Origin of the sequence: Dietzia sp. WMMA184 (assembly GCF_002441635.1) — a bacterium.
Classification (GTDB): domain Bacteria; phylum Actinomycetota; class Actinomycetes; order Mycobacteriales; family Mycobacteriaceae; genus Dietzia; species Dietzia kunjamensis.
On sequence record NZ_NXEI01000001.1, the window covers coordinates 394,936 to 411,531 of the forward strand.

At 70.8% G+C, this 16,596-nt stretch carries 16 protein-coding genes; 15 read left to right on the plus strand and 1 reads right to left on the minus strand.

Features of this window, described 5'->3' with window-relative positions:
- Positions 1-8 precede the first annotated feature (8 nt).
- The 12 genes from CK206_RS01830 (at position 9) to CK206_RS01885 (ending at position 14,725) form a co-directional block, all read left to right on the plus strand.
- Positions 9-986, plus strand: a complete 978-nt coding sequence (locus tag CK206_RS01830) for a bifunctional riboflavin kinase/FAD synthetase (protein ID WP_173674750.1) — start codon at positions 9-11, stop codon at positions 984-986.
- A gap of 112 nt (positions 987-1,098) precedes the next feature.
- On the plus strand, positions 1,099-1,368 hold the full coding sequence (rpsO, locus tag CK206_RS01835) for a 30S ribosomal protein S15 (RefSeq protein WP_067717704.1): 270 nt from the start codon (positions 1,099-1,101) through the stop codon (positions 1,366-1,368).
- A gap of 373 nt (positions 1,369-1,741) precedes the next feature.
- Positions 1,742-4,018 carry a polyribonucleotide nucleotidyltransferase gene (locus CK206_RS01840; protein WP_096905348.1) on the plus strand — a complete coding sequence of 759 codons (2,277 nt, stop codon included), beginning with the start codon at positions 1,742-1,744 and terminating at the stop codon, positions 4,016-4,018.
- A 100-nt stretch (positions 4,019-4,118) separates the two neighbouring features.
- Positions 4,119-5,447, plus strand: coding sequence for a pitrilysin family protein (locus CK206_RS01845; RefSeq protein ID WP_096905349.1), 1,329 nt, complete (start codon positions 4,119-4,121; stop codon positions 5,445-5,447).
- 36 nt (positions 5,448-5,483) lie between these two features.
- Positions 5,484-6,233, plus strand: coding sequence for a 4-hydroxy-tetrahydrodipicolinate reductase (gene dapB, locus CK206_RS01850; RefSeq protein WP_067717713.1), 750 nt, complete (start codon positions 5,484-5,486; stop codon positions 6,231-6,233).
- A 10-nt stretch (positions 6,234-6,243) separates the two neighbouring features.
- Positions 6,244-6,723, plus strand: coding sequence for a hypothetical protein (locus tag CK206_RS01855; RefSeq protein ID WP_096905350.1), 480 nt, complete (start codon positions 6,244-6,246; stop codon positions 6,721-6,723).
- Complete coding sequence (locus tag CK206_RS01860; protein WP_067717716.1) at positions 6,720-7,172, plus strand: flavodoxin family protein; 453 nt, start codon at positions 6,720-6,722, stop codon at positions 7,170-7,172. The genes CK206_RS01855 and CK206_RS01860 overlap by 4 nt, the downstream gene beginning before the upstream one ends.
- 32 nt (positions 7,173-7,204) lie before the next feature.
- Positions 7,205-7,957 (plus strand): FAD-dependent thymidylate synthase, encoded by a 753-nt coding sequence (gene thyX, locus CK206_RS01865; protein ID WP_067717719.1) that lies wholly within the window; start codon positions 7,205-7,207, stop codon positions 7,955-7,957.
- Positions 7,958-8,015: 58 nt separating this feature from the next.
- On the plus strand, positions 8,016-8,975 hold the full coding sequence (gene dapA, locus CK206_RS01870) for a 4-hydroxy-tetrahydrodipicolinate synthase (protein WP_096907226.1): 960 nt from the start codon (positions 8,016-8,018) through the stop codon (positions 8,973-8,975).
- On the plus strand, positions 8,972-11,149 hold the full coding sequence (locus CK206_RS01875; RefSeq protein WP_096905351.1) for a ribonuclease J: 2,178 nt from the start codon (positions 8,972-8,974) through the stop codon (positions 11,147-11,149). The genes dapA and CK206_RS01875 overlap by 4 nt, the downstream gene beginning before the upstream one ends.
- 5 nt (positions 11,150-11,154) lie before the next feature.
- Positions 11,155-11,811: a TIGR03085 family metal-binding protein gene (locus CK206_RS01880; protein WP_083249542.1), complete on the plus strand. Its 657-nt coding sequence runs from the start codon at positions 11,155-11,157 to the stop codon at positions 11,809-11,811.
- A gap of 52 nt (positions 11,812-11,863) precedes the next feature.
- The gene (locus tag CK206_RS01885; protein WP_371606812.1) at positions 11,864-14,725 is read left to right on the plus strand and encodes a DNA translocase FtsK; all 2,862 of its coding nucleotides are present in this window, start codon (positions 11,864-11,866) and stop codon (positions 14,723-14,725) included.
- 19 nt (positions 14,726-14,744) lie between these two features.
- On the opposite strand, the gene CK206_RS01890 is transcribed toward CK206_RS01885, so the two are convergent.
- On the minus strand, positions 14,745-15,026 hold the full coding sequence (locus CK206_RS01890) for a YciI family protein (RefSeq protein WP_069389096.1): 282 nt from the start codon (positions 15,024-15,026) through the stop codon (positions 14,745-14,747).
- An 82-nt stretch (positions 15,027-15,108) separates the two neighbouring features.
- Between CK206_RS01890 and pgsA the strand changes: the two genes are divergently transcribed.
- Genes pgsA through CK206_RS01905 form a run of 3 tightly spaced genes read left to right on the plus strand, consistent with a single transcriptional unit; the run spans position 15,109 to position 16,566 of the window.
- Positions 15,109-15,696: a CDP-diacylglycerol--glycerol-3-phosphate 3-phosphatidyltransferase gene (gene pgsA, locus CK206_RS01895; RefSeq protein ID WP_069389095.1), complete on the plus strand. Its 588-nt coding sequence runs from the start codon at positions 15,109-15,111 to the stop codon at positions 15,694-15,696.
- Positions 15,697-15,701: 5 nt separating this feature from the next.
- Positions 15,702-16,235, plus strand: a complete 534-nt coding sequence (locus CK206_RS01900; RefSeq protein WP_173674751.1) for a CinA family protein — start codon at positions 15,702-15,704, stop codon at positions 16,233-16,235.
- Between the two features lie 16 nt (positions 16,236-16,251).
- The gene (locus CK206_RS01905; protein ID WP_067717740.1) at positions 16,252-16,566 is read left to right on the plus strand and encodes a helix-turn-helix domain-containing protein; all 315 of its coding nucleotides are present in this window, start codon (positions 16,252-16,254) and stop codon (positions 16,564-16,566) included.
- The last annotated feature ends 30 nt before the right edge of the window (positions 16,567-16,596 follow it).

Below are 16,596 nucleotides of genomic sequence, written 5' to 3' on the forward strand. Positions count from 1 at the left end.
TGGTCGCCGTGCAATTGTGGCGGACGTTCGACGAGATCGTGATCCCCGACGGCGGGACCTCCGTCGCCCTCGGCGTGTTCGACGGGCTCCACCGGGGTCATCGGAGCCTGGTTGACCGCGCCGTCGGCCACGGCCGGGACCTGGGCGCGAGTCCCGTCCTCGTGACGTTCGACCCCCACCCCGTCGAGGTCGTCAGGCCGGGGACCCACCCGTCGGTCCTCACCCCCCTCGAGCGGCGTGCCGAGCTCGCGGGCGGGTTCGGGATCGACGCCGTGTTCGCGTTGCCGTTCGACCGCGAGATGGCGTCGTGGGAGCCCGACGAGTTCGTGGACCGTGTCCTCGTCCGCGGCCTGCGGGCCCGCGCGGTCACCGTGGGGCGGAACTTCACGTTCGGTCGACGCGCGGCAGGTACCCCGGAGACCCTGCGCGAGCTGTGCGCCGAACGCGGCATCGTCTGCGAGATCGTCGACCTGCTCGAGGCCGGGGGAGAGACCGTCTCCTCCAGCCGTATCCGCCGGTTGCTGTCCGAGGCCGACGTGGCCGGCGCCGCCCAGGTCCTCGGCAGACCGCACCGCGTCTCGGGCGTCGTGGTCCACGGTGCCGGCCGCGGGGGGCGGGACCTGGGTTACCCCACCGCCAACCTCGACCTTCCCGAGTACACCGCCGTGCCCGTCGACGGCGTGTACGCCGGGTGGTTCACCGTGCTCGACGACGGCCCCGTCGACGGCACGATCGTCCCGGGACGGCGCTACCCGTCCGCGATCTCCGTCGGCACCAACCCGACGTTCGGGGACTCCGCCCGCAGCGTCGAGGCGTTCGTCCTGGACGAGTCGGCCGACCTGTACGGACGACTGGCGGCGGTCGACTTCGTCGACCACGTCCGCGACATGGTCAAGTTCGCCTCCGTCGACGAGCTGCTCGTGGCCATGGACCGCGACGTCACCACGACCCGGACCGTGCTCGGGGCGGACGCCGACCGGCCGTGACCTCGGATTGGGCCGACACGTCCGCGGACTGGTAACGTCTCCCGTCGGCCCTCCTGTGGTCCGCGGCGGCGGGGCCCAACATTCACGCGGACTGGAACAACCAGGAGTCACCATGGCGCTGAGCACCGAAGACAAGAAGGCCGTCCTGGCCGAGTACGGCCTCCACGAGACCGACACCGGCTCGCCCGAGGCCCAGATCGCCATGCTCACCAAGCGGATCTCCCAGCTCACCGAGCACCTCAAGACCCACCAGCACGACCACCACTCGCGGCGCGGCCTGCTCCTCATGGTCGGCCGTCGGCGTCGTCTGCTCAAGTACATCGCCAAGACCGACATCGCGCGCTACCGCTCGCTGATCGAGCGTCTCGGCCTGCGTCGCTGACGCACGACGACCACCGCGTCACCGACCCCGCCCGGTCCATCCGGGCGGGGTCGGCGCATTTCCGCGAGCCGGGCCGCCGGGGTGTCGGGGTGTCGGGGGCGTCACCCGTGCGCGTCCGGTGACCCGGACGGTTTTCCCTGATAGCCTCGATGGAGCCGGTGCACACGTGCCGGGGTGGTCGACAGGTCCGATTGACGGTCCTCGGTAGTGGCCGCCGGAACCCGACGCCCGGGAGCATCAGCATCCGTGGCACGCGTTCCGGCCGCTTCGATCGAAGACCGAGGTCGAACCGGGACCCCCTGACGTGACGCCCGGTGGCCCCGGCGGGACGATTCCGCCGTGCGGCCCATGCACCCGACACGACAGGAAACACATGCCACAGATCACGGCCGTCGAGGTCGAAGACGGGGTCTTCGAGACCGTCGCGACCATCGACAACGGCGACTTCGGTCGCCGCGAGCTCCGCTTCGAGACCGGCCGGCTGGCCAAGCAGGCCGCCGGCTCTGTCGTCGCCTACCTCGACGACGACACGATGCTGCTGTCCGCCACCACGGCGGGCAAGCACCCCAAGGAGCACTTCGACTTCTTCCCCCTGACGGTGGACGTCGAGGAGCGGATGTACGCCGCGGGACGGATCCCCGGTTCGTTCTTCCGCCGCGAGGGGCGTCCCAGCACGGACGCCATCCTCACCTGCCGGCTCATCGACCGGCCGCTCCGCCCCACCTTCGCGGACGGGGTCCGCAACGAGGTCCAGGTCGTCGTGACCGTCATGAGCCTCGACCCCAAGGACCTGTACGACGTGGTGGCCATCAACGCCGCCTCCGCCTCCACCCAGCTGTCCGGCCTGCCCTTCTCGGGCCCGGTCGGCGGCGTGCGCGTCGCGCTCATCCCGACGTCCGCCGACCCGGCCGGCCAGTGGGTCGCCTTCCCGACCGTCGAGCAACTCGACGACGCCGTGTTCGACATGGTCGTCGCCGGCCGCGTCGTCGGCTCCGGTGACACCGCCGATGTCGCGATCATGATGGTCGAGGCCGAGGCCACCGACGACGTGATCGAGAAGGTCGCCGGCGGCGCGCAGGCCCCCACCGAGGACGTCGTGGCCCGGGGCCTCGAGGCCGCCAAGCCGTTCATCGCCGAGCTGTGCGCCGCGCAGCAGGCGCTGGCCGACGCCGCGCCCGGCACGCCGCGGGAGTTCCCGCTGTTCCCGCCGTACGCCGATGACGTCTACGCCGCCGTCGCCGAGATCGCCGAGACCAAGCTCGCCGAGATCATGCAGATCGCCGACAAGCAGGATCGCGACGTCGCGACCGACGAGCTCAAGGCGACCGTCCTCGAGCAGCTCACCGAGCGGTTCTCCGACCGGCTCGGCCAGGTGGGGGCCGCGTTCAAGTCGCTGACCAAGAAGGTCGTGCGCCAGCGAATCCTCACCGACCACTTCCGGATCGACGGCCGCGGCACGCGGGACATCCGCGCGCTGTCCGCCGAGGTCGAGGTCATCCCGCGCGCCCACGGCTCGGCGCTGTTCGAGCGCGGTGAGACCCAGATCCTCGGCGTGACCACGCTCGACATGGTCAAGATGGCCCAGCAGATCGACTCGCTCGGGCCCGAGACCAGCAAGCGCTACATGCACCACTACAACTTCCCGCCGTACTCCACCGGTGAGACCGGTCGCGTGGGGTCGCCCAAGCGTCGCGAGATCGGCCACGGCGCGCTCGCCGAGCGCGCGCTCATGCCGGTCCTGCCGAGCGTCGAGGAGTTCCCCTACGCGATCCGCCAGGTCTCCGAGGCGCTCAGCTCCAACGGCTCCACCTCCATGGGCTCCGTCTGCGCCTCGACGCTGTCGCTGCTCAACGCGGGTGTGCCGCTCAAGGCCCCCGTCGCGGGTATCGCGATGGGCCTGGTCTCCGACGAGATCACGAACGAGGCCGGTGAGTCGGAACGACGTTTTGTCGCGCTGACGGACATCCTCGGGGCCGAGGACGCCTTCGGCGACATGGACTTCAAGGTCGCCGGCACGGGCATGTTCGTCACCGCGCTCCAGCTCGACACCAAGCTCGACGGCATCCCGTCCGAGGTGCTGGCCGGCGCGCTGACCCAGGCCCGCGAGGCCCGGCTCACCATCCTCGACGTGATGGCCGAGGCGATCGACGAGCCCGACGAGCTCAGCCCGTTCGCGCCCCGCATCATCGCGATCAAGGTCCCGGTCGACAAGATCGGCGAGGTCATCGGGCCCAAGGGCAAGATGATCAACTCGATCACCGAGGAGACCGGCGCGTCCGTCTCGATCGAGGACGACGGCACCGTGTACATCGGGGCCACGGACGGCGAGTCGGCCCAGGCCGCGATCGACAAGATCAACGCCATCGCCAACCCGCAGCTGCCCAAGGTCGGGGAGCGCTTCCTCGGTACGGTCGTGAAGACCGCCCCGTTCGGCGCCTTCCTCTCGCTGCTGCCGGGCCGCGACGGTCTGGTCCACATCTCCAAGCTGGGCCAGGGCAAGCGCGTCGGCAAGGTCGAGGACGTGGTCAACGTCGGCGACAAGATGCAGGTCGAGATCGCCGACATCGACAACCGCGGCAAGATCAGTCTCGTCCCGGTCGGTGACGACTCGGACGGCGGAGCCGACGCGGACTCCGGCACCGACGACTGAGACCCCGCCGGTCCGCCCCCCCCACGGCGCCCGGCACCCCACGAGGCACGCACCCCGCGCGCGGGGTGCGTGCCTCGTTCGTCGACAGAAGGGAAGGACCGTGAACCCGACGATCCGCGTGGACCGGTCGATCCCGGGCGTGCGTGTGGTGACCGAGGACCTACCGTGGTGCCACACCGCGGCGGTCGGTGTCTGGATAGGGTCCGGATCCGCGGACGAGGGCCCCGGGGAACACGGCGCCGCGCACTTCCTGGAGCACGTCCTGTTCAAGCGGACCAGCTCGGCGTCCGGTCTGGAGTTGTCCCAGCGTATCGACCTGCTGGGTGGTGACCTCAACGCCTTCACGGGACGCGAGCACACCTGCTATCACGTCCACGTCCCCGCCGAGGGGCTGGACACCGCGGTGGACGTCCTGGTGGACGTCGTCGCCAACGGGTCCTGTGACCCCGCCGACGTCGAGATCGAGCGTGACGTCGTGCTCGACGAGCTCGCCGGCCGTGCGGACGACCCGGAGGACCTCGCCTGCGAACTGGTCGCCACCGCGGCCCTCGGTAGCGACCCGCTCGCCCGCCCGATCATCGGGACCGAGGAGTCGGTGGAAGCACTGGACGCCGAGACCCTACGGGCATTCCACCGACGCATGCTCGGTGCCGGCGACGTCGTTGTCGCGGCGGCCGGGCGTCTCGACCACGACGCCCTCGTGCGCCGGATCGCCGCCGGGCCACTGGCGGCGGCGGTGTCCCGCCACGGAACGTCGCGGGACGGCGCCGATCTCGGGACCGCGACCGGCGGTGGCGACACCGGACCGGGCGCGGGGGTCCCCGGGTGGGCGGCGACGTCCGTGCTCACCGGTGAGGACGACGACTCCGAACAGGCGTTGATCGCCCTCGCCCGCAGAACCCCGGCCCGTGATCACCGGGACCGGGCCGCGGCGCAGGTCGGCACCGCGGTTCTCGGCGGGGGACTGAGCTCCCGGTTGTTCCAACGCATCCGCGAGGAGCTCGGTCTGGCGTACACGGTCTACGCGGGGATGGACCAGTTCCGGCCGACCGGTCTGCTCACGGTGGTGGCCGGCGCCCCGGTCGACCGGGTGGACGCACTGTGCGACGAGGTGGGCGAGGTCGTGTCCGGGATGCTGGCCGCGCCGCCCGCCGCCGACGAGGTGGGTCGGGCGATCGGCCACCTCACGGGGTCGATCAGGCTCGGGTTGGACGATCCACTCTCCCGCATGACGCGGATCGGTCGACACCTCCTGGACCGCGACACGGTGGTCCCCGTCGAGGAATCGGTGGCCAGGCTCCGTCGGGTCACCCGCGACGAGGTCGCCGCCTACTGGACCGACGAGTCCGCCCCGTGGTGTCTGGCGGCGGTCGGCCCCGGGATGCCCGGCGACGGCGCGGCTGGACTGCTCGGGCGCGTCGGCGGATAGGCTGGACGGGCTCGACGAGGACCACGTGAGGAGACGATGACGGTGACGAAGGTCGGAGTGCTCGGCGCACGCGGCAAGGTGGGGACGGCGATCTGTGAGGCCGTCCGTGACGCGGAGGACCTCGAACTCGTCGCGGAGGTCGACCAGGGCGATCCGCTGGACGCGCTCGTCGACTCCGGTGCCGAGGTCGTGGTGGACTTCACCCACCCGGACGTGGTGATGGACAACCTTGAGTACTGCGTGGCCAACGGCATCCACGCGGTGGTCGGCACCACCGGGTTCACCGAGGACCGTCTCACCACCCTCAGGGGGTGGCTGGAGGACAGTCCCGGGACCGGTGTACTGGTCGCGCCGAACTTCGCCATCGGCGCCATTCTGATGATGCGGTTCGCGGTCCAGGCCGCGAAGTACTTCCCGTCCGCCGAGATCGTCGAGCTGCATCATCCCAACAAGGCCGACGCGCCGTCGGGGACGGCCCACCGCACCGCCGCCATGATGGCGGCGGCTCGCCGGGAGGCGGGGCTCGGGCCATCGCCCGATGCCACGTCCACGGAACTCGACGGGGCCCGCGGTGCCGACGTGGACGGGATCCGCGTGCACTCGGTGCGACTGTCGGGCCTCGTCGCCCACCAAGAGGTGCTGCTCGGGACGCAGGGGGAGACCCTCACCCTCCGGCACGACTCGCTGGACCGCACCTCGTTCGCGCCCGGGGTGCTTCTGGGGGTCCGCTCGATCGCCGGGGCCCCGGGCCTGACCGTCGGGCTCGACTCCTTCATGGACCTCTAGGACCACCGCCGTGGAGCGCATCGTCAAGCCCCTGGTCATGGCCCTCACGGCGCTGGGCCTGGTCGTGGCCTTCGGGTACCTGCTGTACCTCGGCTGGTCGATGGTCAGCGCCTCCGACTATCTGGCCGTGCGCGGGCTCGGGGCGGGGATCATCCTGCTCACCGGCGTCGGCGCCTGGGCAACCTGGGCCATCGTCCGCAACGGTCTCGAACTCCAGAGGATCTCGGCCGCCGCCGCGGCGGAAGGGATCGAGCTCGATGTCGCGGACATGGAGCGACGCCCCTCCGGTCGGCTCCAGCATGACGCGGCGGACGCGCTGTTCGACCGGGTCAGCGCCGAGTACCAGGCCGCCCCCGATGACTGGCGGACGACCTACCGGCTGGCGCGGGCCTACGACCACGCCGGCGACCGTGTCCGCGCCCGGGAGGTCATGAAGGCCGCCATCGGGCTGCGCGAGACGGAACTCACCTCGGGGAAGGGGCTGGGATGAGCACGGTACTGGTCGTGCACCACGCCCCGTCACCACGCCTGCGACGCATTCTCGAAGCACTCGTCACCGGTCTCGACCATCCCGAACTCGAAGGGATCGCGGTCGAGTCCGTCCCCGCGTTGGCCACCACCGACGACCACGTCCTGCGTGCCGACGGCTATGTCCTGCTCACCCCGGCCAATTTCGGGTACATGTCCGGCGCGCTCAAGCATTTCTTCGACCGCACCTACTACACCTGCGAAGGAGCGGTGGCAGGGCGGCCGTACGCCCTGTGCGTGCACGGGGACAACGACACCGCGGGAGCGGTCACCTCGGTCGAACGGATCGCCACCGGCTGGGGACTGCAGGCCGTCGCCCCCGCAGTCCAGTTGACCGGCGAACCCGGACGCCAGGATCTCGACACCGCCGCCGAGGTCGCGGCCACCGTCGCCGCACATCTGCTCGGCTGAACCGCCGGGCACATCATCGAAGGAGTCAAGCGATGTCCGAGCTCGTCCGCCGGCAGGTCCGCCTGGTCGCGCACACCGAGTTCATCCCGCCCGACGAGGTCGAGTGGGAGACGGACGCCGAAGGCGGATCGGCGCTGGCCGAGTTCGCGGGGCGGGCCTGCTACCAGAGCTGGGAGAAGCCGAATCCGCGCACCGCGACCAACGCCGGGTATCTGCGGCACATCCTCGAGGTCGGGCACCTGTCGGTGTTCGAGCACGCGAGTGTGTCGTTCTACATCACCGGGATCTCCCGCTCGTGCACCCACGAACTGATCCGGCACCGCCACTTCTCCTACAGCCAGTTGTCCCAGCGCTTCGTCCCCGAGCACGACTCGAAGGTGGTGCCCCCACCGGCGATAGCGGACGATCCCGAGCTCGTCGAGATCTTCCGGCGCGCGACCGACGCCTCCCGTGACGCCTACGCGGAGATGCTGGCGAAGCTCGAGGACAGGTTCGCGGACGTGCCCAACCCCATGCTGCGGCACAAGCAGGCCCGGCAGGCCGCCCGCTCCGTGCTACCGAACGCCACCGAGACCCGGATCGTCGTGACGGGGAACTACCGCTCGTGGCGCCACTTCATCGGGATGCGCGCCACCGAGCACGCCGACACCGAGATCCGGGGCCTGGCGATCGACGTACTCCGTCGTCTCCGCGAGGCGGCGCCGGCGGTGTTCTCGGACTTCGAGATCGCCACGCTGGAGGACGGCTCGGAGATCGCGGTCAGCCCCTACGTTCTCGAGGGATGACGACGCCCCCAGGGTGGGAATCGGGGTCTGCCGGGTACTGCGGGTAGTCTCGGAGACCATGACACACGTGACCACCGGGGGCCCTGTCGGCCGGCAAGCGCCGACCGACCGTGGCCGGGCCCCCGCCGATACAGGGCGCCCCGCGCCGTTCGGCACGGTCGTCACGGCGATGGTGACCCCGTTCGGGTCCGACGGTTACGTCGATCTGAAGGCCGTCGCACGTGTCGCGCGGCATCTCGTGGACTCGGGGTGCGACGGTCTCGTCGTCTCCGGCACCACGGGGGAATCGCCCACCACCACCGACGCGGAGAAGATCGCGGTCCTCGAGACCGTCCTCGCCGAAGTGGGGGACCGGGCGACGATCGTCGCGGGTGTCGGTACGTACGACACCGCGCACTCGGTGCACGCGGCCAAGCAGGCCGCTGCCTCCGGGGCGCACGGACTGCTCGTGGTGACGCCGTACTACTCGAAGCCCACCCAGGCAGGTCTGGACGTCCACTTCCGGACGATCGCCGACGCGACCGACCGGCCCGTGATGCTCTACGACATCCCGCCGAGATCGGTGGTCCCCATCCAGGCGGACACCCTGATCGGTCTGTCCGACCACCCGAACATCGTGGCGGTCAAGGACGCGAAGGGCGACTTCCACGACGCCGTCACCGTCATGTCCCACTGCGACCTCGTCTACTACTCGGGGGACGACCAACTCAACCTCCCGTGGCTGGCCGTCGGAGCGACCGGGTTCGTCAGCGTGATCGGCCATGTGGCCGCGTCACGGCTGGTCGACCTGCGCCGTGCGTACCTGAGTGGCGACATCGAGACGGCACGACGTATCAACCTCGGACTCCTCCCTCTCTTCGACGCCCAGCGGGCGCTCGGAGGTGTGTCGATGTCCAAAGCAGCACTAGAACTTCTCGGGGTCCCGGCCGGTGTGCCGCGACTCCCGCAGTTACCACCAACCGACGAGCAGCGAGACGCCCTCGCGGCGCTGCTGCACAGAGCAGGAGTCACCAGATGACGGAAAGTACCTCCACCGGCCGCGGACGCGGCCGCACCCGACGTGCCGCAGGACGGCCCTCGGGAGAGCCGGCGGCCACGACCGCCGTGCAGTTCACCGAGCCCACCCCGGTAGCCGACGCCCCCGCCGCAGACGCGGGGCAGGGACGCTCCGATCGGACCAAGGGTAGGCAGGACCAGCCCCAGCAGGGTAGGAACCAGCAGGGCGACGGCCCGAAGGGCAGCGGCCAGAAAGACAGTGGCCCGAAGGACAGCGGCCAGAAGGACAGCGGCCAGAAGGATTCGTCCAGGGGCGGATCGCGTGGCCGGGGCAGGGGGTCGTCCTCGGGAGCCAAGGGCGGACCCGCGACCGGCGACCAGAACGGCGGCCAGAACTCGGGCGGCCAGAAGGGCGGTCGTGGTCGCAGCGGACGCGGCCGCGGTCGCGGCGACACCTCCACCGCCGAGTTCGGTGGTGTGAAGACCATGCAGGGCGGCGACATGACGGTCCGCCTGCCCAGCCCGCCCAAGCCCCGCAAGGGTGCGCTGCGCATGGTGGCGCTCGGCGGCGTCACGGAGATCGGCCGCAACATGATGACCTTCGAGTACGACTCGAAGCTGCTCATCGTCGACTGCGGCGTCCTCTTCCCGAGCTCGACCGAGCCCGGCGTCGACCTCATCCTCCCGGACTTCGGCCACATCGAGGACCGCCTGGACCAGGTCGAGGCGCTCGTGCTGACCCACGCCCACGAGGACCACATCGGGGCGATCCCGTTCCTGCTCAAGCTGCGCCCGGACATCCCGGTCATCGGATCGCGGTTCACGCTCGCGCTGGTGGCCGCGAAGTGCCGCGAGCACCGCATCAAGCCGGTCTTCCGCGAGGTCGACGAGTCCAGCGTGAGCACCCTGGGCAAGTTCGAGGTGCGCTACTTCGACGTCAACCACTCGATCCCCGAGTGCCTCGGTGTGGTCATCCGCGCCGGTGGCCAGTCGGTGATGATGACGGGCGACATCAAGCTCGACCAGCTGCCCACGGACAAGCGCCCCACCGACCTGCCCAAGATGGGGCGATTCGGCGACGAGGGCATCGACCTGCTGCTGATGGATTCGACCAACGCCACCACTCCGGGGGTCAGTCGCTCGGAGTCGGAGATCGGTCCCGCGCTCCAGCGGCTCATCTCCGACGCGCGTCAGCTCGTCGTGGTGGCCTGCTTCGCCTCCAACGTCTACCGCGTCCAGTCCGTCATCGCGGCCGCCGCCGCGAGCGGTCGCAAGGTCGCGCTCACCGGTCGGTCGATGATCCGGAACATGGAGATCGCCCTCGAGATGGGCCTGCTCACCGATCCGAACAAGGTGATCGTGGACATGGACACGGCGGCCAAGCTCCCGTCGGAGAAGGTCGTCGTCATGACGACCGGGACCCAGGGGGAGTCCATGGCGGGGCTCAGCCGGATGGCCCGCCGCGAGCACCGGCAGATCAACCTCTCCGAGGGCGACACCGTGCTGTTCTCCTCCTCGATCGTCCCGGGCAACGAGGAGCCCGTCTTCAGCGTGCAGAACAGTCTGTCCCAGATGGGTGTGAACGTGGTGACCAGCCGCGAGGCCAACATCCACGTCTCCGGCCACGGGGACGCGGGCGAGCTGCTCTTCGTCTACAACGCCGTACGACCGAAGAACGCCATGCCGGTGCACGGTGAATGGCGGCACCTGCGCGCCAACAAGGCCCTGGCGATCGCCACCGGGGTGCCGGAGGAGAACGTCGTCCTCGCGCAGAACGGCGTCGTGGTCGACCTCGTGGACGGCAAGGCGTCCGTGGTCGGTCAGATCCCGGTCGGCAACCTGTACGTCGACGGCCTGTCCACCGGCGACGTCGGCGACACGGTCCTCGCGGACCGCACCGCGCTCGGCGAGGACGGCTTCATCGTCGCGACCGTCGTGGTGGACCCGCGTACCGGCCGGCCGGTGAGCAAGCCCCAGATCATCGGCAAGGGCTTCACCGACGAACCCGGCGCACTCGACCCGGTCGTCGAACTCGTGGAGAACGCCCTGTGGGACCTGGCCGGCGAGGGCGAGACCGATCCGTACCGCCTCGCCCAGGCCGTGCGACGCGTGGTCGGTCGGTGGGTGTCGGACAAGTGGCGCCGCAAGCCGATGATCGTGCCCACGGTCATCACCTCCGCCGTCGCGCAGGGCTGAGTCCGGTGAGTCCCGGCCGTCCGACCCTCGCGCAGCGGGAGCGCAGCGCTCTCGTGGAGAGCATGCGTGCCACCGGGCCCGACGCCCCGACGCTGTGCGAGGGCTGGACGACCAGGGACCTGGCCGCACACCTCGTCGTGCGGGAGTACCGCCCCGACGCCGCGGCGGGGATCGTCGTCCCCGCCCTCGCGGACCGCATGGAGCACCTGCGCCTGCGGGAGGCCGAGCGCCCGTGGGAGGACCTGCTCGACACGATCGCCGGGGGAGCCCCCTGGTACTCACCGCTGCGCTACGCGGACCGGGTCGCGAACCTGGCCGAGTACCTCGTCCACCACGAGGACGTGCGCAGGGGGCGCCCCGGGTGGGCGCCCCGCGAGTTCGAGGTGGACGACCTCGAGCGGGTCTGGTCCCTCGCCACGACCGTGGCGAAGACCTTCCTGCGCAAGGTCGGCGCCCGCGTCGACCTGCGCACCCCGGCCCACGTGGGATCGGCCACGATCGCGTCGGTCTCGACGGGCGCGGCGCTCGCCCCGCTGGTGAGCATCACGGCGGATCCCGTCGAGTTCCTCCTGTGGACGTTCGGTCGCGACGAGGTCGAGATCGACATCTCCGGTGCCCAGCGGGGGATCGACGCGCTCGAAGCCGTCCCACGCGGCATCTGAACCACCCCACGCCCGTGTGGCTGCTGTTACCAGTGGTGCTCCAGACGATAGAGTGACGGCCATGGCATCCAGCTCGAGCACGCGCTCCACCCGTGCCCCCGGCGGCCGACGTCCGGCTTCGACCTCGGGAGCACAGCGATCGACCAAACCCGCCCCGTCGTCGTCGCGGGGTGGCGGTTCCCGTCGCGGTGCGGTCGTCTCGACCCCCAAGAAGGGGACCCGCAGCGGTCCTCGTACCGCCGTCCCGGCGCCGGAACGCACCACGGGTGCGTTCGGTGCCGTGGGGCGTGGGCTGCGCGGAGGGTGGTCCGCGATGGCGAAGGGTGTCGGCCACGGGGTCCGTGGCCTCGGGGGTGGGGACGACGACGACAAGGTGGTCCCGCCGCACCGCCGTGACGGTCTCGGCCTGATCCTCATCGGCGTGGCGATCGTGTTCGTCGGCGCCGTGTGGTTCGGCGCGGCCGGCCCGATCGGCCACTGGATCGACACCGGGATCCGGACGGTGGTCGGCACCCCCGGTGCCCTCCTGCCGCTCCTGCTGGGCGGATGGGGCGTGCTCGTCATGGCCCGCGAACCCCGTCCTGACGTGCACTCGCGCTGGCTGGTCGGAACGACCGTCGCCGCTCTCGGTGTGCTCGGACTGTGGCACCTGGGGTCCGGCTCGCCGACCGATCCCGACGGGGTGCGGTCCGGCGCCGGGGTGCTCGGCCGGATCGTCGGTGGAACGCTCGAGGCCGGCCTGTCCGTCTTCGTCGCGGTACCGCTCCTCGTGCTGCTCGTGGCGTTCGGGATCCTGGTGATGGTGGGGCGGCCCGCGCGCGAGATCCCCGGCATCGTCCGTGGGTTCTTCGGCTGGGACGGCAGCGGCGACATCGTCGACCACGACTACGTCGATTCCGACGAGGACTGGGACGACGAGATGACGACGGCCTACCCGATCGCGGAGACGACGCGGGCGTCCGAGACCGAGCGCTCGGCGACGCGGCGCAGCTCCCGCCGCCGGATCGCCGCGTGGTCCGATACCCCCACGGCGGGCGAGACGGTCGAGATGCCCCGCGCCTCGCGGCCATCCGCCGAGCCCGAGGCGGCACCGGAGGTCGCCGACCTCCCCCCGGAGGAACCGGCCCGGGCCCCGGCACGCCCGAAGCGCACCCCCCGCAGGACCGAGGTCCTGCCCGCGGGCGGCGACGCCGACGAGGCCCCCGCCGGCCCGCCGGCCTCGGCCACCCCGTCCTCGCCGGCCACCGCGCCCGGACGTGCCGCCTCGACACCGTCGGTGGACACCTCCGCGGTCCCGCAGACCAACGTCCCGTCCACCCACACCGCCTCCGAGAGCGACGCGGAGCGGCTCGACTCCCAGACCCAGCTGCTGAACGGCGTGGACTACGCCCTGCCGCCCGTCAGCCTGCTCACGGCCGGTGACCCGCCCAAGGCGCGCAGCGAGTCCAACGACCAGATGATCGAGGCCATCCAGGGCGTCCTGGAGCAGTTCAAGATCGACGCGGCCGTCACCGGATTCACCCGCGGCCCGACCGTCACGCGCTATGAGGTCGAACTGGGCCCCGGCGTGAAGGTCGAGAAGATCACCGCCCTGCACCGCAACATCGCCTACGCGGTCGCCACGGACAACGTGCGGCTGCTGGCGCCGATCCCCGGCAAGTCCGCGGTCGGCATCGAGGTGCCCAACCTCGACCGTGAACTGGTGCGGCTGGCGGATGTGCTGACCGACCCCAAGACCGCCAGCAAGCACAATCCGATGCTCATCGGACTGGGCAAGGACATCGAGGGCGACTTCGTCACCGCCGACCTGGCCAAGATGCCGCACCTCCTGGTGGCCGGCTCCACCGGTTCGGGCAAGTCGAGCTTCGTCAACTCGATGCTCGTGTCCCTGCTCACGCGGGCCACCCCGGACGAGGTCCGCCTCATCCTCGTCGACCCCAAGATGGTGGAGCTCACGCCGTACGAGGGCATCCCGCACCTCATCACGCCGATCATCACCCAACCCAAGAAGGCGGCCGCGGCGCTCGCGTGGCTCGTCGAGGAGATGGAGCAGCGCTACCAGGACATGAAGTCCACCCGCGTTCGCCACATCACCGACTTCAACGAGCGCGTGAAGTCGGGAGCCATCACGACGCCGCCCGGCAGCGAGCGCGTCTACCGGCCCTACCCGTACATCGTGGCGGTGGTCGACGAGCTGGCCGACCTCATGATGACCGCGCCCCGCGACATCGAGGACGCGATCGTCCGCATCACCCAGAAGGCCCGCGCCGCCGGCATCCACCTCGTCCTGGCCACGCAGCGGCCGTCCGTCGACGTGGTCACCGGCCTCATCAAGACCAACGTGCCGTCCCGTCTGGCGTTCGCCACGTCCTCGCTCACCGACTCCCGGGTCATCCTCGACCAGGCCGGGGCGGAGAAGCTCATCGGTATGGGCGACGGCCTCTTCATCCCGATGGGTGCCTCGCGTCCCATCCGTATGCAGGGTGCGTTCATCACCGACGAGGAGATCCACGAGGTCGTCGACTACGCCAAGAACCAGGCCGAGCCCGAGTACGACGAGTCCATCACCGCCGCCAAGGAGGACGGCAAGAAGGACATCGACGCCGACATCGGCGACGACCTCGACGACCTGCTCGCCGCCGTGGAGCTCGTGGTGTCCAGCCAGTTCGGCTCCACCTCGATGCTGCAGCGCAAGCTCCGGGTCGGCTTCGCCAAGGCCGGCCGACTCATGGACCTGATGGAGTCGCGCGACATCGTCGGACCCTCCGAGGGGTCCAAGGCCCGCGACGTGCTGGTCAAGCCCGAGGAACTCGCCTCGGTGCTCTGGATGATCAAGGGCGGGGCCCCGCCGGAGGAGGATCCGGACGACGAGCCGGCCGACCTCCGCGACCCGGCCGAGACCCCGGTGGGGTAGCGGCCGGGCAGGGTGTGCGTCAGGCGAGGGCGCCGAAGACCGGCGTCCACTCCCGGACCGTGATCTCCGAGACCATTCCGCGCAGGCAGTGGGGGTCGTCTCCCACGAGCGATCGTGCGGCCTCGTCGTCGTCGGCCTCCACCACCAGCAACGCCCCGGATCCGTCGACGAACGGTCCCACGGACCGGACGGACCCGTCGTCGACGCGGGCGGACAGCCACTCGCGGTGGGCGGGCTTGTTGGCCTCCCGCTCCTCGGTCTGGGCGTCGGAGTAGCGGTAGGTGACGACGAAGAGCGGCATCGTGGATCTCCTGGGATCGGGATCGGGGTCGGGGGTGCGTCGCGACCAAGGGTATTCCCGCCGTCCTCGCTAAGGTGAGGGGGTGACTGCTTCCACGCGCGAGAACGGGCGCCGGACCGACGAGGTCCCCGTCCTCAACATCGCCAACGTGCTCACGGTGGTGAGGATCCTCCTGGTCCCCGTCTTCGTGGTCCTGTTCTTCGTCGCCGACGCCCAGGATCCCTGGTGGCGGGTGGGGGCGTTCGTCGTCTTCGCCGTGGCGATGTTCACCGACTACGTCGACGGGCACCTGGCCCGCAAGCTCGGGCTGGTCACCGACTTCGGCAAGATCGCGGACCCGATCGCCGACAAGGCGCTCATCGCCGCCGCGCTCATCTCGCTCTCACTGGTGGACGAGCTGTTCTGGTGGGTGACCGTGGTGATCCTGGTCCGCGAGGTGGGCATCACGCTGTGGCGCCTGTTCGGGGTGGACTACGTCGTGGCCGCGAGCAGGGGCGGCAAGCTCAAGACCGTCACACAGACGGTCGGCATGGGAATGCTCATCCTGCCGCTGCCGCACTGGGTGTGGCCGGTGGAGTGGATCGTCGTCGGTGCGGCCGTGGTGCTCACCGTCTTCACCGGCATCGATTACCTGGTCAAGGCCCGCCGGGCCGCACGCACCGCGGACTGACCCCCGTGGATCCCTCCGGTGCCGTGTCCCCGCCGGCGGCCGCCGCCGTCACCGCACTGCGGGACCGCGGATGGACCCTGGCCACGGCCGAGTCCCTCACGGCCGGGCTGCTCGCGGCCACCGTGGCCGAGGTGCCGGGCGCCAGTACGGTGCTCCGCGGCGGGTTGATCGTCTACGCCACGGACCTCAAGCACGAGCTCGCCGGGGTGCCGGCCGAGGTCCTGGAGCGGCACGGGGCCGTGTCCCCGGAGACCGCCCGCGCACTCGCGCGCGGTGCGGCGTTGCGCTGCGGCGCCGACGTCGGCGTGGGCCTGACGGGGGTGGCGGGGCCCGAGCCCCAGGAGGGCAGGCCGGTGGGGACCGTCCACGTCGGGCTGACGGTTCCCGGCATGGAGCCCTGGTCCGTGCCGCTCGCGTTGACCGGTGACCGGAGCCGTATCCGTACGGCGGCGTGCGCGGCGGCGCTGGAACTGGTCATCGCCGCGGCGACGGGGGAGGGGACCGGTGACGACGACGACGGGAACGAATCCGGGTCGTGATGCGTTGTACCCCGTGATGCCGAACATCCAGATGACCACCCTGCCCAGACCGGACCAGCCCGGCGGTGCCCCTCTGCTACGCGAGACGCTCGGGACGGTCCTGCGCGGGCTGCGCGGGGAATCCGGTCGGACCCTGCGGGACGTGGCCGACGCCGCCCGCGTGAGCCCCGGCTACCTCTCGGAGATCGAGCGCGGCCGCAAGGAGGCCTCGAGCGAACTGCTCGCCTCCATCTCGGGGGCGCTCGACGTCTCCCTGGGTGAGATCCTCATCCGCGCCGCCCTCGAGGTCTCCCCTCCGGGCACGTTCACCGAGCCGGTGCTCGCCGCCTGACCGCACGCCCGTCACGCCCGGTGGTCGCAA

Coding starts and splice junctions, on each gene's coding strand:
- rpsO (WP_067717704.1), top strand. CDS start 1,099: ATGGCGCTGAGCACCGAAGACAAGAAGGCCGTCCTGGCCGAGTACGGC.
- CK206_RS01840 (WP_096905348.1), top strand. CDS start 1,742: ATGCCACAGATCACGGCCGTCGAGGTCGAAGACGGGGTCTTCGAGACC.
- dapB (WP_067717713.1), top strand. CDS start 5,484: ATGACGGTGACGAAGGTCGGAGTGCTCGGCGCACGCGGCAAGGTGGGG.
- CK206_RS01860 (WP_067717716.1), top strand. CDS start 6,720: ATGAGCACGGTACTGGTCGTGCACCACGCCCCGTCACCACGCCTGCGA.
- thyX (WP_067717719.1), top strand. CDS start 7,205: ATGTCCGAGCTCGTCCGCCGGCAGGTCCGCCTGGTCGCGCACACCGAG.
- dapA (WP_096907226.1), top strand. CDS start 8,016: ATGACACACGTGACCACCGGGGGCCCTGTCGGCCGGCAAGCGCCGACC.
- CK206_RS01875 (WP_096905351.1), top strand. CDS start 8,972: ATGACGGAAAGTACCTCCACCGGCCGCGGACGCGGCCGCACCCGACGT.
- CK206_RS01890 (WP_069389096.1), bottom strand. CDS start 15,026: ATGCCGCTCTTCGTCGTCACCTACCGCTACTCCGACGCCCAGACCGAG.
- CK206_RS01905 (WP_067717740.1), top strand. CDS start 16,252: ATGCCGAACATCCAGATGACCACCCTGCCCAGACCGGACCAGCCCGGC.